The sequence below is a fragment of the Bradyrhizobium sp. IC4060 genome (assembly GCF_020193715.1).
Lineage (GTDB): Bacteria > Pseudomonadota > Alphaproteobacteria > Rhizobiales > Xanthobacteraceae > Bradyrhizobium > Bradyrhizobium yuanmingense.
Genome location: NZ_JADYVJ010000008.1, coordinates 199,575 through 220,858 on the forward strand (window position 1 = coordinate 199,575; position 21,284 = coordinate 220,858).

Below are 21,284 nucleotides of genomic sequence, written 5' to 3' on the forward strand. Positions count from 1 at the left end.
GGACAAATAGGCTATGCATCCACGAGACCAGACCATTTTCGCGCTGTCATCCGGGCGGGCGCCCAGCGCGATCGCCGTGGTCCGCGTCTCCGGCTCGCAAGCCGGCGCGGCGTTGACGGCGCTCGCGGGCCGCCTGCCGGCGCCGCGACAGGCGAGCCGTCGGCTGCTCCGGGACGGCGCGGGCCAGCCGATCGACGATGCGGTCGTGCTCTGGTTTCCAGGACCGGCCAGCGCCACCGGCGAGGATGTTGCCGAGTTTCACGTTCATGGCGGCCGGGCGGTGCTCGCGGCGCTCCTCGCTGCAATTTCCGATATCCCGAATACGCGTGCGGCCGACCCCGGCGAGTTCACGCGCCGCGCCTTCGAGAATGGCAAGCTCGACCTGACCGAGGCCGAGGGGCTCGACGACCTCATTCACGCCGACACCGACCGCCAGCGCCGCCAAGCGCTGCGCCAATTGCAGGGCCTGCTTGGCGACCGCGCGCGCGACTGGCGCGAGCGCATCATCGAGGCCTCCGCGCTGATCGAGGCCGGCATCGATTTTTCCGATGAAGGCGACGTGCCGGCGGAGCTGCGGGCGCCGGCGGTGAAAGCGATCAGAGCGCTTCACGACGAAATCACGAAAGTGCTTGCGGCACAGGGGCATTCTGAACGGCTGCGCGAGGGCCTTGTCGTTGCCATCGCCGGCGAGCCGAATGTCGGCAAGTCGACGCTGATCAACCAGCTCGCGCGCCGCGAGGTCGCGATCGTCTCGCCGCATGCCGGCACCACGCGCGACGTCATCGAGGTGCAGCTCGACCTCGACGGCTATCCCGTCACGGTCATCGACACCGCTGGCATCCGTGAGACCGAGGATCCGGTCGAGCAGGAAGGCGTGCGCCGCGCCCGCGCGCGCGCCGAGGACGCCGACCTGGTGCTGTGGCTGGTGGAGGGCGGACAAGCCGTCGATCCGGATGCAACGCGCTCACGTTGGACAGCGGCGGACGGTGCTGTTCCGTCCGGCGGCTCGGTCTGGATCGTGCGCAACAAGATTGATCTCGGCGGGGGCGGAGGAGGCGGGCCGAGCGAGTTCGGGATCTCGGCAAGCCGGGGCTACGGCATGCCTGAGCTGGTCGAGGCGCTGGTGAAATTCGCTTCGGAATTCTTTGGAACGACCGAGGGCGCCATGGTAACCCGGGCGCGCCAGCGCGAATTGTTGAGCCGGGCCTCAGACAGCTTGCGCCGGAGTCTGGACCTTGTAGAAAACGGTGAGGAGCTCGCGGCCGAAGAGCTGCGGGCGGCCGCCTATGCCTTGGGCCGGCTCTTGGGCCGGGTAGACGTCGAGGACGTCCTTGGGGCCATCTTCCAGAAGTTCTGCATCGGAAAGTAGAGTTCTTCATTGTAGAATTAGCGCTGGTTCCATTTCTTCTGTTTCACGTGAAACAGGGACCCCGGTTCCGCGCAGTGGTCTTTTTAGTTGTTTCACGTGAAACTGCGCCGGGGCGAGTGTCGGTCGCCGTTCCGATCTCCCAAGAGAGTGTCAAGGCGACGACCGTGCTTCGAATCTCGTCATTGCGAGGAGCCCTTGTGACGAGGCAATCTAGACTGTCTTCGCCGCGAGATTCTGGATTGCTTCGCTGCGCTCGCATTGACCTATGATGCAGCTGCCCGCGTTCGACTCGCAGCTCCGGTAACCAGGCAAGGAGCACGTGATAAAGGCTTGTGTGCTTGGCCATCTGCCGCTGTGAGCTCCCGATCGTGTTTCACGTGAAACATCATATGGCTCAATGCCGCTCCTACTGTGCATGGGGTTGTTTTCGCGAAAGTGCTTCCGACCTGGACCGCGCTTGTTTCACGTGAAACACTTCACCCGAGTTTCTACTTCCGGCTTTCTCGCCGCTAAGCTAGAAGTCCGTCCATGCGAACAGAGCGAGAGAGCTTCGACGTCATCGTCATCGGCGGCGGTCACGCCGGCTGTGAGGCCGCGGCTGCTGCTGCCCGGATGGGGGCAACGACCGCTCTGGTGACGCACCGTTTCTCGACCGTTGGCGCGATGTCCTGCAATCCCGCCATCGGCGGGCTCGGCAAAGGGCATCTGGTCCGGGAGGTCGATGCGCTCGACGGCCTGATGGGCCGTATGGGCGATGCCGGCGGCATTCAGTTTCGCGTTCTTAATCGTCGGAAAGGTCCGGCCGTCCGCGGTCCGCGGGCCCAGGCCGACCGCAAGCTCTACGCGGCGGCGATGCAGGCCGCGATCCGCCAGACCGAAGGTCTTTCCGTCATCGAGGGCGAAGCCGACGAGCTGGTTGTAGTCGATGGCCGGGTGTCCGGGCTTCGCCTGGCCGACGGCCGGGAGCTCCGGGCAGGGGCCGTTGTCGTGACCACCGGCACCTTCCTCCGCGGTCTCATCCATCTCGGCGAGAAGAACTGGCCCGCCGGACGCGTCGGCGAGGCGCCTGCGATGGGCCTTTCCAGCTCCTTCGAGCGCGCCGGCTTCACTCTTGGACGTCTCAAGACCGGGACGCCGCCGCGTCTCGACGGCACCACCATCGACTGGTCCGCAGTCGAGATGCAGCCCGGCGACGAGCCGCCGGAGCCGTTCTCGGTGATGACCGAGCGGATCACGACGCCGCAGATCCAGTGCGGGATCACCCGGACCACGTCCGCGACCCATGAGGTGATCCGGGCCAATGTCCATCGCTCCCCGATGTACTCCGGCCAGATCAAGAGCTCCGGTCCACGCTATTGTCCCTCGATCGAGGACAAGATCGTCCGCTTCGGCGACCGCGACGGTCACCAGATCTTTCTGGAGCCGGAAGGGCTCGACGACACGACCGTCTATCCCAACGGCATCTCGACCTCGCTCCCCGAAGAGGTCCAGCTCGCGATCCTCGCCAGCATTCCTGGCCTGGAGCGGGTGAAGATGGTCCGCCCGGGCTACGCCATCGAATACGACCACATCGATCCCCGCGAGCTCGATCCGACCCTCCAGACCAAGCGTCTGCGTGGTCTCTTCCTGGCCGGGCAGATCAACGGCACCACCGGATATGAGGAAGCTGCCGGGCAGGGCATCGTCGCCGGCCTGAATGCCGCGCTCTCGGCCAGCGGTGCCGCGCTCACAGTGTTCGACCGTGCCGACGGCTATCTCGGTGTGATGATCGACGACCTCGTCACCCGCGGGATCAGCGAGCCCTATCGCATGTTCACCTCCAGGGCAGAGTACCGGCTGACCCTGCGGGCCGACAATGCCGACCAGCGTCTGACCGAGAAAGGGATCGCTCTGGGATGTGTCGGCAGCGCCCGGATCAGGCATCATCGCGCCAAGATGGACGCCCTGAACGCTGCCCGGACGTTGTCGAAGTCCCTGACCATCACCCCGAACGAAGCCATCAAGCACGGGCTGTCGCTGAATCGGGACGGCCAACGCCGATCGGCGTTCGAGCTGATGGCCTATCCGGAGATCGGCTGGAGCCAGGTCCGCGCGATCTGGCCTGAGCTGTCGGCCATCGATCCCGTCATCGCGACCCATCTCGAGATCGACGCCAAGTACGACGTCTACCTGGAGCGCCAGAGCGCCGACGTCGAAGCCTTCCGGCGCGACGAGGGTATGGTGCTGGCGGATGTCGATTACCAGCTCGTGCCCGGTCTCTCCAATGAAGTGCGCGCCAAGCTGGAGAAGGCACGACCGTTCACCGTCGGCCAGGCCGGCCGGATCGACGGGATGACGCCGGCGGCGCTCGGCATTCTCGCGGCCTATCTCCGCCGCGAGGCACGGAAGACTTCCAAAGCAATCGCATAAAGCCAATCGCATAGGCGTTTCACGTGAAACAGCGCGGATCGGGCGGAGATCGACCGCCATCGCGAAGACCCGGAGCGGGTGAGGGCGCCGGGCAGCGAAGTGAACCTGGAGTGGCCAGCCCGAAGATCAGCAAGGCCGCGGCCAACGACAAGGTGCTCGATTCGATCATCGCCGCTGACAAGACCGCCGCTATGAAGCTCGCTCCCGTTTCACGTGAAACCGAGGAGCGGCTTGATCGCTACATCGCGCTACTCCGGGAGTGGCAGGCCAAGACCAATCTCGTCGCGCCATCGACTTTGCCAAACCTCTGGACCCGGCACATCGCTGACTCGCTCCAGCTCATCGATCTCGCACCGGCTGCAAAACGGTGGGCTGATCTCGGGAGCGGCGGCGGATTTCCCGGCGTCGTGCTCGCCTGCGCCATGGCCGGCACGCCTGGCGCGAGCGTCCATCTGGTCGAGCGAATCGCCAAGAAGGCCGCCTTTTTGCGCGAAGCGATCCGCGTCACCACATCTCCGGGAGTCGTACATCTCGCTGAGATCGGGGATAATGTGGATAGAATCACCGGCCCAGTCGATTGCGTCACCGCGCGTGCGCTGGCTCCGCTACATCAACTCATCGGCTTTGCGGAGCCGCTGATGCGCCAGGGCGCAAAGGCATTGTTTCTCAAGGGTCAAGATGTAGAGGCTGAATTGACCGAAGCCGCTAAATATTGGAATATTCGGCCACAGCTCTACCAAAGCCGCACGGGCGACGGCTGGATCGTGGAGCTCAATGCCGCCGAATGGCGCCGCTGAGGGGTGAGTGGGGAATTGCGATGAGCGTGATTGACGAACCGCAGCAAGAACAGACGGCCCAAAAGACCGACGAGGTCCCCCACGGCCATCCGCGCATCCTCGCGCTGGCGAATCAAAAGGGCGGGGTGGGGAAAACAACCACAGCGATCAACTTGGGCACGGCGCTCGCGGCGATCGGGGAGCGCGTCCTGATCGTCGATCTCGATCCTCAGGGCAACGCCTCGACCGGCCTCGGCATCGATCGCCGCAACCGCTCCTGCTCGACCTACGACGTGCTGATCGGCGAAGCCGCCTTGCGCGAGGCGGTGGTCTCGACCGCGGTGCCGCGGCTGCACATCGCACCATCGACCATGGATCTCTCCGGCCTCGAGCTCGAGCTCGGCACCACGCCCGGCCGCGCCTTCAAGTTGCGCGATGCGATCGGCGCGCTCAACAACAACGTCTCGCCGGACGCCGACTACACCTACGTGCTGATCGACTGCCCGCCCTCGCTCAACCTGCTTACGGTCAATGCGATGGCGGCCTCGGATGCGATCCTGGTGCCGCTGCAATGCGAGTTCTTCGCGCTCGAAGGTCTGTCGCAATTGTTGCAGACCGTGGAGCAGGTGCGCTCGACACTCAATCCGAATCTGTCGATCCACGGCATCGTGCTGACCATGTTCGACTCGCGCAACAACCTGTCGAACCAGGTCGTCGCCGACGTCCGCCAGTTCATGGGCGAGAAGGTCTACAAGACCATGATCCCGCGCAACGTGCGCATCTCGGAAGCGCCGTCCTACGGCAAGCCGGTGCTGGTCTACGACCTCAAATGCGTCGGCAGCGAAGCTTACTTGCGCCTCGCCACCGAAGTGATCCAGCGCGAGCGCGAGTTGCGCACCACGCATTGACAATGCCGTAGGGTGGGCAAAGGCGTCTTCGCCGTGCCCACCGTCTTCCGCACCCAATCGGTGGGCACGCTTCGCTTTACCCACCCTACGATAATTCAGTTCTGGAGTGCTGCACCGTGAATCCAAGGGAGCTGGCGATGGCCGACGAAGCGCGTTCGCGACTGGGCCGGGGTCTTGCAAGTCTGATCGGTGACGTCGGCGGCGAGGCTCAGCATGTCGATCGTCCGCGCGCGCAGCGCAAGGTGCCGATCGAATTCATCAAGGCCAATCCGCGCAACCCGCGCCGCACCTTTTCGGACACCGAGCTGAAGGAGCTCTCGGAGTCCATCAAGCAGCATGGCGTGATCCAGCCGATCGTGGTGCGTCCGGTGAAAGGCGCGCAGGATCGCTACGAGATCATTGCCGGCGAACGGCGTTGGCGCGCCTCGCAGATGGCCGGCCTGCACGAGGTGCCGATCGTCCCGGTCGACATCAGCGACAGCGATGCGCTGGAATTCGCGATCGTCGAGAACGTGCAGCGCGAGGACCTCAACCCGATGGAAGAGGCGCAGGGCTATCATGCGCTCGCCAACGAGTTCAAACGCAGCCAGGAGGACATCGCCAAGGTCGTCGGCAAGAGCCGCAGCCACGTCGCCAACATGATGCGGCTGACCAAGCTGCCAGCGGAAGTGCAGGCCTTCATCGCGACCGGCGAGCTGACGGCCGGCCACGCCCGCGCGCTGATCGGCGTGCCCGATCCACTCGCCGCCGCCAAGCGCATCGTCGAGGAAGGTCTCAACGTCCGCCAGGCCGAGGCGCTTGCGCATGAAGAGGGCGTGCCGGAGCGCAAGCCGCAGAAGGCGCGCGCCAGCGGAGGCAAGGAGAAGGACCCCGACACGATCGATCTGGAGAAGCGCGTCAGCGACGCGCTCGGCCTCAAGGTCACCGTCAATCACCGCGATCCCGGCGGCTCCGTGCAGATCAACTACCGCAACCTCGATCAGCTCGACGAGGTGATGAAGCGGCTGGCCAAGGGCGCGCTGTAGCGCCATTTTGACGCCACTCTCTCCACGCGTTATTGCGAGGAGCTCGCGACAAAATTGCGAAGCAATTTTGCGCTGAAGCGGCGAAGCAATCTAGAATCTTTCCGCGGAGGGACTCTGGATTGCTTCGCTGCGCTCGCAATGACGTGGTGAGAGCGGGGGCCTAGCCCCGCCGTTTCGCATTCGCCGCGATTGCCATCAGCGCGCGCTGGGCGATGGCAGCGGTGAGGGTGGACTGTTTGCGCGTGTCGAGGGCGGCGGTCGCCAGCTGCTCGATCACAGCGGCGAGCCGCGCCGGGCTGAAATTGCGCAGCGCGGTTTCGACCGCGGGCTTTCGTGAAAAATGCAGGCGCGGAAAGCCGCCGTCGAGCACGGCGGAGGCAGGCGTGCCGTCGGCAATCGCCAGCGCCGATTTGTGCAGCCACGCGGCCTGGCGCTGCGCGGCCGAGATGATCACGCCGGGATAGGTCCCGGCGATCATTGCCTTTGCAAACTCGGTCTCGACGATGTCGGGCCGCCCGGCGAAGGCACCGTCGACGATCGGATCGAGCTTCAGCTCCGAGGCATCGGCGACCACGGCCATGACGTCATCCAGCGTGACCTCGCCCTTGCCATGGGCGTAGAGCGTCAGCTTGCGCAGCTCATTGCGCGAGGCCTGACGGTCGCCGCCGAGGAACGACATCAGCGCCGCGCGGGCGTCCGGCGCGATGCGCAAATTCGCGATCCGCAGCTCGTCGTCCATCAGCTTGGCAAGATCGCGCTCGGTGTCGGGATAACAGCCGATCGCCACGGCGGTCTTGGCTTTCTCGCAGGCCTTGCGCAGCGGCGATTCCGGGCGGAGCTCGCCGGCCTCGATCACGATGCGGCAATCCTTCACGTTCATCTCGGCCAGAGTCTCGATGCCGGAGGCAAAGCTGCGCGAGCCGGCGCGAACGCGGATGGCGCGTCGGCCGCCGAACAGCGGCACCGTCATGGCTTCGTCGACCAGGCGCGACGGCTCGGCGGAGAGCTCGTCACCGTCGAGCTTGACCAGCGAGAACGGATCGTTGGGATCGTCGACGCCGGACGCGATCAACGCGTCGGCGCGCTCGCGCACGAGGCCGGCATCGGGACCGTAGAGCAGGATGATCGGACGGCCCGCATCGGGGCGGGCGAGGAAGGCGTCGATCTCTTTTCCGCGCAGTGCGACCATATCGTCCGATACTCGTCATTCCGGAATGCCTCGTCAGAAGGCGAACCCGGAATGACGGAAGCGTATTACGTTCCCGCGGTGAAGAACGAGGCGAGCCGGGTGGTGATGTTCTCGGCGATCTCGTTGGCGGCCCGGTCTTCGGCATCGCGCACGGCGCGGGTGCGCGAGAAGCGCTGATAGGACCCCGGCATGTCATAGGACACGCGCGAGAAGGTCGAGCCGGTCATCACAGACTTGCCGGTTACGACTTCGACCAGATTGTACTGGGCGTCGATGCCGAGATTTTCGCTGGTCGGCAATCCCGTTGCGGAGCTGACGATCAGGGAGGAGCGGCTGGTGGTGAAGCGGATGTCGAGCCGGTGGGTCGGCGGCATGCCCGTCGCCGTGCCGTAAAGCTTGAAGGCCAGCGCGTTGCGGATCTCGACGCCGACGCGGGCCTCGCGGGACGCATTGGGTTTGTTGATCGGGGGCAGCTCGACCCCCATCAGCTTCTCGCGCAGGCCCGGGGTGCCGTCGCTGCGCTCGGCATACATCGGCTGGAAGCAGCCGGCCGTCAGCGCCGCCAGCGCGGCAACTGCCAGCAAGCGGGCTGCGATACGGGTCCTAGCCGACAACATTCACGATCCTCTTGGGAACGATGATCACCTTGCGGACGGGCTTGCCGTCCAGGGCCAGCTTTACCGCATCGAGGGCCAAAACGGCAGCCTCGATTTCCGGATTTTGGGCCGCTGTTGCAACTGTGACCTCACCTCGCTTCTTGCCGTTGACCTGCACCACCAGGGTCACGCTGTCTTCAACCAGCAAATCGCGTTCGATTTGCGGCCAATCGGCCTCCGAAACCAGCCCCTTTCGGCCAAGACCATTCTCAAAAAGCACCTGCCAGCACTCCTCGGCGAGGTGCGGCATCATCGGCGAGAACAGCTGGACCAGGATCTGGCTGGCCTCCTGGATCGCCCAAGCCAAATCTGGAGCGAGGTCCGGGGCAGGTTGGCCGGGGCGCTGGAGCACCTCCGAGAAGGCATTGGTGAATTCGCGGATATGGGCGAGGCAAACGTTGAAGTGCAGCCGCTCGATGCCGGCGGTGACCTTGTCCAGCGCGCCGTGGGCGGCCTTGCGCAAGGCGGTGGCGTCCGGGCCGAAGCTGGCCGGCCGGGCTGCCGGCGCAGCCTTGCCGAGGGTGGCGGCATCGTTCACCAGCCGCCACAGCCGCTGCACGAAGCGCGAGGCACCCTGGACGCGCTCGTCGCTCCAGATCACGTCGCGGTCGGGCGGGGAGTCCGACAGCATGAACCAGCGGGCGACGTCGGCGCCATAGGTCTCGATGATGTCGTCGGGGTCGACCGTGTTCTTCTTCGACTTGGACATCTTCTCGATCGGGCCGATCGCGATGTCTTCGCCCGTCGTCAGCAGCGTGGCGCGGCGTCCGTTGCCGCCGACCTCGACCTTCACCTCGGCCGGCTGCACATAGCTGCCGTCGGCCTTCTGGTAGGTCTCGTGCACCACCATGCCTTGCGTGAACATGCCGGCGAACGGCTCGTCCAGCGCGATATGTCCGGTCGCTTTCATCGCGCGGGTGAAGAAGCGGCTGTAGAGCAGATGCAGGATCGCGTGCTCGACGCCGCCGATATATTGGTCGACCGGCAGCATCCGGTTGGCGACCGCAGGCGTGGTCGGCGAAGCCTCGTTCCAGGGATCGGTGAAGCGCGCAAAGTACCAGGACGAGTCCACGAACGTGTCCATGGTGTCGGTTTCGCGTTGAGCCTTGCCGCCGCATTGCGGGCAGGTGACGTGCTTCCAGCTCGGATGATGATCGAGCGCGTTGCCCGGCTTGTCGAAGGTCGCATCGTCAGGCAGCTTCACGGGCAGGTCGGCATCCGGCACCGGCACCACGTCGCATTTCGGACAGTGAATGACGGGAATCGGGCAGCCCCAATAGCGCTGGCGCGAAATGCCCCAGTCGCGCAGACGGAAATTCACCTGGCGCTCGCCGACCGGCGCGTTGCCGCGCAGCTCCGTCTCGAGCCGCTTCGCCACCTCTTCCTTCGCCTGCTCGATGGTCATGCCGTCGAGGAAGCGCGAATTGATCATGCGGCCGTCGCCGTCATAAGCGGTGTCGGTGATGACGAAGCTCTTCGGGTCCTGGCCTTCCGGGCATACGACGGGCGTGTTGCCGAGAGCGTACTTGTTGACGAAGTCGAGGTCACGCTGATCGTGCGCCGGGCAGCCGAAGATGGCGCCGGTGCCGTATTCCATCAGCACGAAATTGGCGACATAGACCGGCAGCTTCCAGGAGGGATCGAACGGGTGCACCGCGCGGATGCCGGTGTCGAAACCCTGCTTCTCCGCGGTGTCGATGATCTCCTGCGCGGTGCCGATCTTCTTGATCTCGGCAACGAACGCCGCAAGCTCAGGGTTCTTTGCGGCGGCGGCCTGTGCCAGCGGATGATCCGCCGAGATCGCCATGAACTTTGCGCCGAACAGCGTGTCCGGGCGCGTCGTGAAAATCTTCAGCTCGCTCTCGCCGGCCGGCGTCGTCGCCGCATCCAGCGCGAAGCGGATCAACAGGCCTTCCGAACGACCGATCCAGTTGCGCTGCATCAGCCGCACCTTGTCGGGCCAGCGGTCCAGCCCGTCGAGCGCCGACAGCAGCTCCTGCGAGTACTTCGTGATCTTGAAGACCCACTGGTTCATCTCGCGCTGCTCGACCACGGCGCCCGAACGCCAGCCGCGGCCGTCGATCACCTGCTCGTTGGCGAGCACGGTCATGTCGACGGGGTCCCAGTTCACCTTGCGCTTCTCGCGCTCGGCAAGTCCTGCGCGCAGGAAATCCAGGAACATCTTCTGCTGGTGCTTGTAGTAGGAGGGGTCGCAGGTCGCGATCTCCCTGGACCAGTCCAGCGACAGCCCGATCGAGCGGAGCTGCTTCTTCATCGCGGCGATGTTGTCGTAGGTCCAGGCCTTCGGGGCGACCTTGCGCTCGATCGCGGCGTTCTCGGCCGGCAGGCCGAAGGCGTCCCAGCCCATCGGATGCAGCACGTTGAACCCCTTGGCGCGCATGAAGCGGGCCAGCACGTCACCGAGCGTGTAATTCCGGACATGGCCGATATGGATGCGCCCGGACGGGTAGGGGAACATCTCGAGCACGTAATATTTCGGCCGCGGATCGTCGTTCCTGGAGACGAAGATCGCCTGCTCGTCCCAGAGGCGTTGCCAGCGCGGTTCGGCGTCGCGGGCGTTATAGCGTTCGGAGGTCATGGAATCGTTGGGTTTTCGTGGTTCGGCCGTCTCAAGACGGCGGACTAGGCCATAGAAGCCCTTAAGGGGTCAATGGGTTGCCGCGTTTTGGGAACCGACCCCCTCCGCATAACTACGAGGGTCCGCGTTGGGGTGTGATTAAGGCGTCGGTGCCAAGTTGCGATCCGACAAGGCCGCGTTACCGCACATGGATTCCAGCTTCGACGATCCCGATTACGACTATGCCGCGTCCGTCGCCGGGCGGGCGATGCGGAGCATGGCCGAACAGCGGATTGCACCGACCCCCGCCAACTTTGCCGTCTGGTTCCAGTACTTCGCGGGCAGCCATGACGATCTGCGCAACGCGATCGATCTCCTGATTGACCACAATCGTCCCTTCGACGCCCAAACCAATCAGGATCTGTTCGAGACCTACGTCGCGCCCCAGGTGAGTGCCGTCGTGGTCGACACGTCCGAGCGGCTGCAGGCGCTGATGGGGACGGCGAAGGAGTTTCTGACGACGGCGATCGCCGACAATCATTCGCAAATGCAGGTCATCAGCCAGGTGGCTGACCAGGGCAAGGCCGGCGTCGATCCAAAGCTGCTGGTTGCCCAGCTCATGAACGAGCTGGCGCGGGCGGCCACGCGGGCGACGCGGCTGGAGGCAGGCTTTGCGGAAAAGACCCGCGAACTCGACGTGATCCGCGATTCGCTGTCGCGGTCCGAGCAGCGCGCCCGGACCGACACGCTGACCGGGCTGGCGAACCGGCGGGCCCTCGACGAATTCCTGCGCAAGGCGCAGACGACGGCGGAATGGGGCGAGCCGCTCAGCGTGCTGATGCTCGACATCGACTACTTCAAGTCGTTCAACGACAATTTCGGCCACGGTGTCGGCGACCAGGTGCTGCGCCTGATGGCCAAGGTCCTGCGCGAGAAGGTTCGCGCGCAAGATCTGCCGGCCCGCTATGGCGGCGAGGAGCTGATCGCGGTGCTGCCGGACGCCGATCTCGCCGCTTGCGCCGAGATCGCCGAACGCATCAGGCGCGCGATCGCAGATTGCACGCTCACGCGTCGCTCGACCGGCGAGACCCTGCCCGGCATCAGCGTGTCGATCGGCGTGGCGCAATACCGGGTCGGCGAGGCGATCACGGATCTGATCGAACGCTGCGACCGTGCGCTCTATCTCGCCAAGGGCGGCGGCCGCAATCGTGTGGTGACGGAGATCGAGCTCGAGCGGGCCGGGGCTGCGGGCTAGCCGTCAGCGACGGTATGCTCCATCGCCCCGCCGCAAGCGGAGCGAGGTGAAGAACCAGCGCTTTAGGCGCTCGCCACCATCATCATCTCGGCCGTGCCGGTCGCGATCGCCTGCACGCCGTGCTCGACGACATTGTTGCGGCCACGATGCTTGGCGGCGTAGAGCGCGGCGTCGGCGGCTTCGATCAGGTCGCCGGGACGCAAGGATTCGCTCGGCTTGGTCGCGGCGACGCCGATCGAGACCGTGACGATCATGTGGTTCGAGGTGATGTGAGGCAGGCAGAGCCTCAGCACGGCCGAACGCACCTGCTCGCCGATCGCGACGGCGCGCGTCACGTCGGTGTTCGGCAGCAGCAGGCAGAACTCCTCGCCGCCGTAGCGGGCCGCGAAGCCCATCGTGTCGGCGGCGATGCCGGACAGTGATTCGCCGAGCCGCGTCAGGCAGGAATCGCCTTCGAGATGGCCGTAGGTGTCGTTGAACAGCTTGAAATGGTCGACGTCGATCATCAGAAGCGCCAGCTCGCTGCCATATTGCTGCGCGCGCATCCATTCGAAATCCAGCCGGCTCTGGAAGCCGCGGCGGTTGGCGAGACCGGACAGCATGTCGATCGACGCCATCACCGTCAGGCGGTCGTTGCTTGCGATCAGCTCGCGCTCGCGCTGGCTCAGCTGCGCGGCCATCGCGTTGAATGCGCGGGCCAGCGGCACGAACTCGGCGGGCAGGCGATTGCGCGCGGCGCGCGCCGACAGGTCGCCCTCGCCGAGCCGCTTGGCCATGTCGGCGAGCATCTCGATCGGCTTGATCACGAGCTTTTCGGCGGCGATCAGCGCGCCGAGCAGGACGAACATGAGCACGAAGGCGAGCTGCAGATAGGCGGTGCGGATGTCGCGGCTGACCGCTGCGGATACCTTGTCTTCGTCGATGCTGGCGATCAGGCGGGCATTGGTGCCGGCGATGCGGATATAGCTGACCGCGCGGCGGGAGCCGTCGGCGGCGAGAAAGGACAGCGAACCCTCATCCTGATCAGAGCGCAGCGCCTTGTCGGCGATCGCGGACATCAGCGGCATGTTGTCGAGCGGACGGCCGACCGCGCTGTGCTGATCGGCCGGGGCCGCCAGCACGGTGCCCGCGCTGTCGACCAGCACCGCAGTGATGCCGGCGCGACCGCCCAGATTGTTCATGACCTTCGACATCCAGTCGAGATTGACGGTGGCGAGCACGACGGCATCGGCCACACCGCTGAAGGCGGAGACCGGATAGACCGCCATCACCGTTGGCGACGGTACCGGTCGCGACATGATGAAGTCGCTCAGCACGAAGCGGCCGGTTTCCTGGGCCTGCTGGAAGTACGGTCGGTCGCTGAGATCGAGGCCGACATACATGTTGTTGGTGGCGCATTGGATGCGGCCGTCCTGGCCGGCGATCAGAAGCGTGCGGATCCAGGGCAGGCTCGACGGCAGGCTCGCGCGCAGCACGTCGCAGCTCTTGCTGATGCCGCCGGCGGAGGCGCGGATGAAGGCCTCCGATTTCAGAATGGTCTCGACCGACGAGATTACCTGGCGCTGCGCATCGGCGCTGTGCCTCGCCACCGTGGTGAATTCAGCCGCGGCCTGCGCAACTTGCCGCGCGCGCGTGTCTTCGAGGGAACGGATGCGCTCGATCATCAAGGGCGTCACGAGAATCACCGCGAGCAACGCAAGCCGCGCCCGGATACCGAGAACCTGCTTGAGTTTCGCGCGCTTGCGGTTGAGACTGACGCTTGCCATTTTCGCTACCCACCCCGCGGGCTAAGGTAAAGCGAAGGGTTCAAAAACTGTTTCTTGAACTCGGTAAAATTGGACCTAACTCGGGCTAAGGTCACAACCACGAGACGTCATGACGGAAGCCAACGTCGCGCCGGTCACCGGCCATTCACCAAACGCGCTCGCCGCGGTCGAAGCCGAAATTGCACGCGCCTGCAGGGACGCGCAGCGTGACCGCGCCTCGGTCACGCTGATCGCCGTGTCCAAGACGTTCGCGGCGGATGCAATTATCCCGGTTATCGCCGCAGGACAGCGCGTATTTGGCGAGAATCGGGTGCAGGAGGCCAAAGCCAAGTGGCCGGCGTTAACGTCTGCTTACCCCGATATCGCGCTGCATCTGATCGGGCCGCTGCAATCCAACAAGGCGAAAGAGGCGGTTGCGCTGTTCGACGCCATCCATTCGGTCGACCGTCCGAGCATTTGCCAAGCGTTAGCCAAGGAAATCGAATCCCAGAACAGGCACCCGCAGCTGTTCGTCCAGATCAACACCGGCGAGGAGCCGCAGAAGGCCGGGATTGCCCCGGGCGAGGCCGATGCCTTCATTGCAAGCTGCCGCGACACCTACGGGCTGACGATCTCCGGATTGATGTGCATCCCGCCGGTCGACGAGCCGCCCGCCGCGCACTTTGCGCTCACCGCCAAGATCGCCGCGCGCAATGGCTTGACGAATCTCTCGATGGGCATGAGCGCCGATTTCGCGACCGCCATCATGCTGGGTGCCACCCATGTGCGCGTCGGCAGCGCGATCTTCGGGCATCGGTAATTGCCGTTGGCGAGGGCCGATGCCGCCCGAACGCTGTCAATATTGTCGCAAGGGCTCCTCGCAATGACGGCGGTGTGCCTCACCCGATGATGATCTTTGTGCGCGGGCCCAGGCGCCGCAGCAATTGCAGCATGGCGGATTTCGTCATGGAGACGCAGCCGGCGGTCGGGCCGAAATTGTCGCGGGCAAGGTGCAGGAACACCGCGCTGCCGCGGCCGGCGATGCGGGGTCGGGTGTTGTGGTCGATCTCGATGATGAAGTCGTAGAGATGGTCGGCGCGCTGGAGCCGGTCGCCGCCCTGCCCCTCGCCGAGCCGGATGCTCTGGTTGTAGCGGCGGTCCCGCGGATCCTCGCACCAGGCGTCCACGCCGGTGATCATCCGGGCCGGCAGGAACGTCCGGGGACGGCTGTGCCGGTCGCCCCGCCACCACAATTGCCTGGGCCGGAAGCTGCCTCTGGGGGTGCCGCCATCGCCCTCGCGCTTGTTGGCGAGAATGCCGCCTCGCCCCAGCGCAACCGGAATGGTCAGCGCTCCCGCCGTCAGCCAGCCTCGACGCGGATTGCCGGCAGCAGGCTTAACGCGGATCGCCGAGAGCGGCCCGGGGCCTCGATTCCTGATGTAACCGACTGAAGCTGCTTTGTTTTTCATGTGAACGTGCAATGTCGAATTCATTACAGGACATTCATCCAAACGTCCTGCTATTCTGAGTTAGAGTGCTTCTGGCTTGTGAATCGGTAACAGCCCACTACTTCAACACGAACAACAATAATCACGGCGACCTTAAACTTCCCCTCGCGGCTGGGTGCGGCATGGATGTGCCGCCGAGCCGGACCCCAAAAGGATGACCCCCTATGGCCAATGCCCGCAAGATCCTGATCGTGGATGACGATACCGATCTGCGCGACACGTTGGTGGAGCAATTATCGCTACACGAAGAATTCGAAGCCTCTGCGGTCGATACCGGCGCCAAGGGCGCCAGCGCCGCGAAGGCCAATTCCCCCGATCTGGTTCTGATGGATGTCGGCCTGCCCGACACCGACGGCCGCGAGGTTGTCCGCTCGCTGCGGAAGGGCGGCTTCAAGGCCCCGATCATCATGCTGACCGGGCACGACACCGATTCCGACACGATCCTGGGCCTGGAATCCGGCGCCAACGACTATGTGGCAAAGCCCTTCCGTTTCGCGGTGCTGCTGGCGCGCATCCGCGCCCAGCTCCGTCAGCATGAAGCCAGCGAGGACGCGGTGTTCTCGGTCGGACCCTACTCCTTCCGTCCCGGCTCGAAGATGCTCACCGCGGCCAATGCCCGCAAGGTCCGCCTCACCGAGAAGGAAACCGCAATTCTCCGCTTCCTCTACCGGGCCGGCCAGATGCCGGTGTCGCGCGAGACCCTGCTCCAGGAGGTTTGGGGCTATAATTCCGGCGTCACCACGCACACGCTGGAAACCCACATCTACCGCCTCCGCCAGAAGATCGAGAAGGACGCCGCCAACCCGGAGATCCTGGTGACGGAAGCCGGTGGCTACAAGCTGGTGCCGTGATACGCTTCGATGGCGTGCGAATCGTTTTAGATCGCACGCCTTCGAGCCTCGGACCTGAATGTCAATCGACGATGATGTAGCGCTTCTCGAGCGTGTCCCGACACTGCGCCTGTTGGGAGACGCCTCGTTGCGCATGCTGGCGATCGGCTCGGAGCAGCGTGATTTCGTCCGCGGCGACGTGCTGTTCAATCTCGGCGACGACGCCGACGCCGGCTTCGTGGTCCAGCGCGGCGCCTTCCGGGTCGAGGACGGCGCCGGCGCCGAAATGATCGCCGGTCCCGGCGCGTTGATCGGCGAGCTCGCGCTGGTGGTGCCGATGAAGCGGCCGTCGAGCGCGGTCGCGCTGGAGCATTCCTCCGTCATCCGCGTCGCCCGCAGCCTGTTCCAGCGCGTGCTCGAAAGCGATCCCGCTGCGGCGGTGCGCCTGCGCGACGAGTTCGCGGTGCGCTCCAGCCAGATCGCCAGTGATATCCTGATGGCGGGTGCGAAGCTGACGAGCTGAGCCCTCGTCATTCCGGGGCGCGACGAAGTCGCGAACTATGGTGCGCAATTGCGCACCTGAGAATCCATTGAGCGGCAGAGTCAATTGATGAATGGATTCCGGGCTCGCGCCAAGTGGCGCGCCCCGGAATGACGAGGGCGGCTCACACCTCCAGCGTCACCGTCACAGGCACGTGGTCCGATGGCCGCTCCCAGCTGCGCGCATCGCGCAGAATCCTGAAATCGCTGACTGCATCCTTCAGCGCGCGCGAGACCCAGATGTGGTCGAGCCTGCGGCCGCGATCGCCGATGGTCCAGTCGGCGGAGCGGTAGCTCCACCACGTATAGACCTTCTCCGACATCGGGATGCGCTCGCGCGCGACGTCGACCCATTCGCCGGCCGCGAGCGCCGCCTTCAGCTTCTCCGTTTCGACAGGCGTGTGCGAGACCACTTTCAGCAGCTGCTTGTGCGACCACACGTCGTTCTCGTGCGGGGCGACGTTGAGATCGCCGACCAGGATGTGGCGGTCCTCACCGCGCGGATGCAGCGGCTCGCACGCTTTCATCTCGTCGAGGAAGCGGAGCTTGTGGTCGAATTTCTCGTTCAGCGCGGGATCGGGAATGTCGCCGCCCGCGGGCACGTAGAAATTATGCAGCACCAGTGGTTTTGCGATGCCCGCCTTTTCACCGAACGACACCGAGATGTGGCGCGAATCCACCTTGTCGCAGAAGGTGCGGATGTCCTTCGATTCGAACGGGATCTTCGAGATGATGGCGACGCCGTGATAGCCCTTCTGACCGTTCAGCGCGACGTGCTCGTAGCCGAGCCGCTTGAAGCGCTTCAGCGGAAAAGCATCGTCGATGCACTTGGTCTCCTGCAGGCACAGCACTTCTGGCCGCGCGCTCTTGAGAAATTTCGCGACCAGGTCGATGCGTAGCCGCACCGAATTGATGTTCCAGGTTGTCAGGGAAAGACGCATAGGAAATGCGTCTTAGCATGGATTGGCGTGGGGAAAATGCTTGTCCACAGCGAGCTCTCGTAGGGTGGGCAAAGCGAAGCGTGCCCACCGTGATGGCCGTGAGGAGAGGTGGTAGGCACGGCGCAAGAGCGCCTTTGCCCACCCTACGGCAGCGGAGCGCTCAACCCCGCGACGGCGTGTTGTAATTGGTGAAATCGATCTTGAACATGTTGGGGTCGAGCTTCTTGCTCGAGTCCAGATTGTACACCGCAATCGTCGTGTCGTAGCCCTGCGGATCGGTGACGGTCCACTGCTTGAGCTGGCCGTCCTTGGCGCCGAACATCAGCAGCAAGCGGCTGGTGCCGACCAGGGCCTGCTTCTCCTCGATGGTGACGCTGACGAAGACGTCGTCGGCCGAGACGCCAACGACATTGGTGTCCCTCATCAGGTCGATGCGGTCGGACAATAGAAAGCGCAGCGGCGTCTGCGACAGCGGGTAGACGTCCTGGGTCGCGAGCTTGCGGTCGCGCACCACGAGCGAGGATCCGTCGGCGACGATGTCGATCGGGCTCGGCGCATCATATTCGAAGCGTACCTTGCCGGGTTTCTGGATGTAGAAGTCGCCCTGCGTCTTGCTGCCGTCGGGACCGACCTGGACGAAATTCCCGACCAACGTCTGCAGCGACGACAGATAGGCGCTGACCTTGGCCGCCTGCGCTTTCTGGTTGGCGTCGAAGGTCTGGAAGATGCTGCTCGGAACGTTGCGCCGCGGATCCGGGATCACCGGATTGGGCGGCGCCTGCGTCGCGCCGGTGACGGCCGGCCCACCGGCGGTCGCGCCGCCGTCACGCCCCTTCGGCGCGGGCTTCGGCACCGGCACGGTCTGCGCGAAAGACGCAGCGGTCACCATCGCGGCGGTGACGAGAAGCACGCCGGCCATGCGCGCGCTTCGCGCGGCGATGGTGGCAGCGAATCGAATGTCCGGATGTCTGATCAACGCGTCGTCCTGTGTGGCTGGGCGCCCTTTTACCGTGATTTCGGGCAAAAGCAGATATCGAATTTGCGTGAAATGTTGCTCAGAGGCTCCTCGCCTCACATATGGCTGTCTTCTTCCTCGACCAGAATCTCGCGCTTGCCGGCATGGTTGGCGGGACCGACGATGCCTTCCAGTTCCATGCGCTCCATCAGCGATGCGGCGCGGTTGTAGCCGATTTGCAGGCGGCGCTGGATGTAGCTGGTCGAGGCCTTGCGATCGCGTTTGACGATCGCGACCGCCTGCTGGAAGAGATCGCCGCCGCCATCGCCGCCCATGCCGGTGGCGTCGAACACGGCACCGTCCTCGTCCTCGGTCGGCTCTTCGGCGGTGACGGCTTCGAGATATTCCGGCTGTCCCTGCGTCTTGAGGTGACGCACCACCTTCTCGACTTCCTCGTCGGAGGCGAACGGTCCGTGCACGCGGCTGATGCGGCCGCCGCCCGCCATGTAGAGCATGTCGCCCTGGCCGAGCAGCTGCTCGGCGCCCATCTCGCCGAGAATGGTGCGGCTGTCGATCTTGGAGGTGACCTGGAAGGCGATACGGGTCGGGAAGTTCGCCTTGATGGTGCCGGTGATGACGTCGACCGACGGACGCTGCGTCGCCAGGATCACGTGCAGGCCTGCGGCCCGCGCCATCTGCGCCAGACGCTGCACCGCGCCTTCGATGTCCTTGCCGGCGACCATCATCAGGTCGGCCATTTCGTCGACGATGATGACGATGTAGGGCAGCGGATCGAGCGAGAGCTTCTCTTCCTCGTAGATCGCCTTGCCGGTTTCCTTGTCGAAGCCGGTATGCACCGTGCGCGTCGGCTCCTCGCCCTTGGCCTTCAATTCGAGCAGGCGCGTGTTGTAACCGTCGATGTTGCGCACACCGAGCTTGGCCATGTTCTTGTAGCGCTCTTCCATCTCGCGCACGGCCCATTTCAGCGCGACCACCGCCTTCTTCGGGTCGGTCACAACAGGCGTGAGCAGATGGGGAATGCCGTCATAGACGGAGAGCTCGAGCATCTTCGGATCGACCATGATCAGGCGGCACTGGTCCGGCCGCAGCCGGTAGACCAGGCTGAGGATCATGGTGTTGATCGCGACCGACTTGCCCGAGCCGGTGGTACCGGCGATCAGCATGTGCGGGGTGCGCGCGAGGTCGATGATGACGGGGTCGCCGCCGATGGTCTTGCCGAGGCAGAGCGGCAGCTTCGCCACCGTGTCGGTCGCCTCCTTCGCCACCAGCAATTCGCGCAAATAGACTTTCTCGCGATGCGCGTTCGGCAGCTCGATGCCGATCGCGTTGCGGCCGGGCACGACGGCGACGCGTGCCGACAGCGCGCTCATCGAGCGGGCGATGTCGTCGGCAAGGCCGATCACGCGCGAGGACTTGATGCCGGGCGCCGGCTCCAGCTCGTACAGCGTAACGACCGGACCGGGATTGGCCTTCACGATCTCGCCGCGCACGCCGAAATCCTGCAGCACGCCTTCGAGCGAACGGGAATTGTTCTCCAGCTCGGCCTTGCTGAGCGGCTGGCGATCGCCGGCCTTTGGTGCGGCCAGCATGGAGACGGACGGGAGGTCGAACTTGTCGGAGGATTTCTTGGAAGCGGGCTTCGGCGCGGCTTTCTTCTTCGGGGCGCGCGCGGCGGGCTCCTCCTCTTCCTCCTCCTCGTCCTCCAATTCGTCTTCGTGCTCGTCCTCGTAGTCCTCGTCTTGAGACTGCGGTGAGATCGACGGCGCCGAGCGGCCGCCGCCGAGATTCGGCTCCTGCCGGCTGAACTGGGCGGCCTTGGTCTTCGGTCCGCTCGAGACCAGCGAGCGGTAGGCGGCACCACACAGCCAGATCAGCCGCGCCTTGGTGCTCATCAATGCATGGAACAGCCAGCCCAGCGAGACCGAACCCCGATCGCTCTCCTCGTCTTCGTCGAGCGGCTTGTCGTCATCGGCGACCTCAGCGATCTCGTCGTCTTGCTCGCGCGCGCCGAGGCCGCAGGCGATCAGGAAGGTCGCTGTCATCGCGGCGAACAGGATCGTGCCCAGCACGATGCGATAGATCGTACCGGCCGGCCCGAAGATCACCGCGGGCGCGCGCACCAGCGCATCGCCGACCACGCCGCCGAGGCCGGTCGGCAGCGGCCAGGCCCCGCCATGCTGAAAGCAACTGACGAAGCCTGCCGCGATCACCGTGCAGAGAATCCAGGAGCCGAGCCGCAGCGCCTCGCGGTCGAACGGCCGATGCGTCATCATACGCCAGCCCCAGACCGCAACGGTCAGGACCAGCATGATCGCGCCGAGCCCCAGGATCTGCATGGCGAGATCGGCGCCGATCGCGCCGGCATAGCCGAGGATGTTGCGGATCGGCCGCGAGGTCGCGTGGCTGAGACTGGGATCCTGCACCGACCACGTCATCAGCGCCGCCGCGGCGATGCCCGCCAGCGCGATCAGGCCGAGGCCGGCGAGCTCGCGCATGCGCCGTGCCAGCCCCTCGCGGATCGAGGGCGGCAGATGGCCGACCAGAGGAATGACGCGTTCGATTGCCGACATGCTCACGGG

17 protein-coding genes are annotated in these 21,284 nt (G+C 65.0%); 9 read left to right on the forward strand and 8 right to left on the reverse strand.

Annotation, left to right across the window (positions count from 1 at the left end; genetic code table 11):
• Positions 1-13: 13 nt before the first annotated feature.
• From mnmE to I6F16_RS24940, 5 genes are all read left to right on the forward strand, one after another.
• Positions 14-1,369, forward strand: coding sequence for a tRNA uridine-5-carboxymethylaminomethyl(34) synthesis GTPase MnmE (gene mnmE / locus I6F16_RS24920; RefSeq protein ID WP_225174075.1), 1,356 nt, complete (start codon positions 14-16; stop codon positions 1,367-1,369).
• A gap of 528 nt (positions 1,370-1,897) precedes the next feature.
• Positions 1,898-3,778 carry a tRNA uridine-5-carboxymethylaminomethyl(34) synthesis enzyme MnmG gene (gene mnmG / locus I6F16_RS24925; protein WP_225113155.1) on the forward strand — a complete coding sequence of 627 codons (1,881 nt, stop codon included), beginning with the start codon at positions 1,898-1,900 and terminating at the stop codon, positions 3,776-3,778.
• Between the two features lie 191 nt (positions 3,779-3,969).
• Positions 3,970-4,575, forward strand: coding sequence for a 16S rRNA (guanine(527)-N(7))-methyltransferase RsmG (rsmG, locus tag I6F16_RS24930; RefSeq protein WP_225113200.1), 606 nt, complete (start codon positions 3,970-3,972; stop codon positions 4,573-4,575).
• A 20-nt stretch (positions 4,576-4,595) separates the two neighbouring features.
• Positions 4,596-5,462 carry a ParA family protein gene (locus I6F16_RS24935; RefSeq protein WP_025033064.1) on the forward strand — a complete coding sequence of 289 codons (867 nt, stop codon included), beginning with the start codon at positions 4,596-4,598 and terminating at the stop codon, positions 5,460-5,462.
• 137 nt (positions 5,463-5,599) lie between these two features.
• A complete protein-coding gene (locus I6F16_RS24940) occupies positions 5,600-6,487 on the forward strand; it encodes a ParB/RepB/Spo0J family partition protein (RefSeq protein WP_036003095.1) in 888 nt (295 codons plus the stop codon).
• A 160-nt stretch (positions 6,488-6,647) separates the two neighbouring features.
• Here I6F16_RS24940 and holA read toward each other — a convergent pair whose 3' ends face one another.
• From holA to leuS, 3 genes are all read right to left on the reverse strand, one after another.
• Complete coding sequence (holA, locus tag I6F16_RS24945; RefSeq protein ID WP_225113156.1) at positions 6,648-7,676, reverse strand: DNA polymerase III subunit delta; 1,029 nt, start codon at positions 7,674-7,676, stop codon at positions 6,648-6,650.
• 65 nt (positions 7,677-7,741) lie between these two features.
• Positions 7,742-8,293: an LPS assembly lipoprotein LptE gene (lptE, locus tag I6F16_RS24950; protein ID WP_036003091.1), complete on the reverse strand. Its 552-nt coding sequence runs from the start codon at positions 8,291-8,293 to the stop codon at positions 7,742-7,744.
• Positions 8,280-10,931, reverse strand: coding sequence for a leucine--tRNA ligase (gene leuS / locus I6F16_RS24955; RefSeq protein ID WP_225113157.1), 2,652 nt, complete (start codon positions 10,929-10,931; stop codon positions 8,280-8,282). The genes lptE and leuS overlap by 14 nt, the downstream gene beginning before the upstream one ends.
• A 187-nt stretch (positions 10,932-11,118) precedes the next feature.
• On the opposite strand from leuS, the gene I6F16_RS24960 reads away from it, so the two are divergent.
• Positions 11,119-12,165 (forward strand): GGDEF domain-containing protein, encoded by a 1,047-nt coding sequence (locus tag I6F16_RS24960; RefSeq protein ID WP_225113158.1) that lies wholly within the window; start codon positions 11,119-11,121, stop codon positions 12,163-12,165.
• Between the two features lie 62 nt (positions 12,166-12,227).
• Here I6F16_RS24960 and I6F16_RS24965 read toward each other — a convergent pair whose 3' ends face one another.
• Positions 12,228-13,931, reverse strand: a complete 1,704-nt coding sequence (locus I6F16_RS24965) for a diguanylate cyclase (protein WP_036003074.1) — start codon at positions 13,929-13,931, stop codon at positions 12,228-12,230.
• A 109-nt stretch (positions 13,932-14,040) separates the two neighbouring features.
• Here I6F16_RS24965 and I6F16_RS24970 point away from each other — a divergent pair, with 109 nt between their 5' ends.
• On the forward strand, positions 14,041-14,730 hold the full coding sequence (locus I6F16_RS24970) for a YggS family pyridoxal phosphate-dependent enzyme (RefSeq protein WP_036003069.1): 690 nt from the start codon (positions 14,041-14,043) through the stop codon (positions 14,728-14,730).
• A gap of 79 nt (positions 14,731-14,809) precedes the next feature.
• Here the strand turns inward: I6F16_RS24970 and I6F16_RS24975 are convergent, their stop codons facing one another.
• The gene (locus I6F16_RS24975) at positions 14,810-15,379 is read right to left on the reverse strand and encodes a L,D-transpeptidase family protein (RefSeq protein WP_036024277.1); all 570 of its coding nucleotides are present in this window, start codon (positions 15,377-15,379) and stop codon (positions 14,810-14,812) included.
• A gap of 203 nt (positions 15,380-15,582) precedes the next feature.
• Between I6F16_RS24975 and I6F16_RS24980 the strand changes: the two genes are divergently transcribed.
• Together I6F16_RS24980 and I6F16_RS24985 are read left to right on the forward strand one after the other, a co-directional pair.
• A complete protein-coding gene (locus I6F16_RS24980) occupies positions 15,583-16,269 on the forward strand; it encodes a response regulator (protein ID WP_008142830.1) in 687 nt (228 codons plus the stop codon).
• Positions 16,270-16,327: 58 nt separating this feature from the next.
• Positions 16,328-16,771 (forward strand): cyclic nucleotide-binding domain-containing protein, encoded by a 444-nt coding sequence (locus I6F16_RS24985; RefSeq protein WP_025033074.1) that lies wholly within the window; start codon positions 16,328-16,330, stop codon positions 16,769-16,771.
• A gap of 142 nt (positions 16,772-16,913) precedes the next feature.
• Here I6F16_RS24985 and I6F16_RS24990 read toward each other — a convergent pair whose 3' ends face one another.
• The 3 genes from I6F16_RS24990 to I6F16_RS25000 form a co-directional block, all read right to left on the reverse strand.
• Positions 16,914-17,729, reverse strand: a complete 816-nt coding sequence (locus tag I6F16_RS24990) for an exodeoxyribonuclease III (protein ID WP_036003067.1) — start codon at positions 17,727-17,729, stop codon at positions 16,914-16,916.
• Between the two features lie 160 nt (positions 17,730-17,889).
• Entirely contained in the window at positions 17,890-18,648 is a 759-nt protein-coding gene (locus tag I6F16_RS24995; RefSeq protein ID WP_036003066.1) for an outer membrane lipoprotein carrier protein LolA, read from the reverse strand.
• A 152-nt stretch (positions 18,649-18,800) separates the two neighbouring features.
• Entirely contained in the window at positions 18,801-21,281 is a 2,481-nt protein-coding gene (locus I6F16_RS25000; RefSeq protein ID WP_036024275.1) for a DNA translocase FtsK, read from the reverse strand.
• Positions 21,282-21,284: the final 3 nt, after the last annotated feature.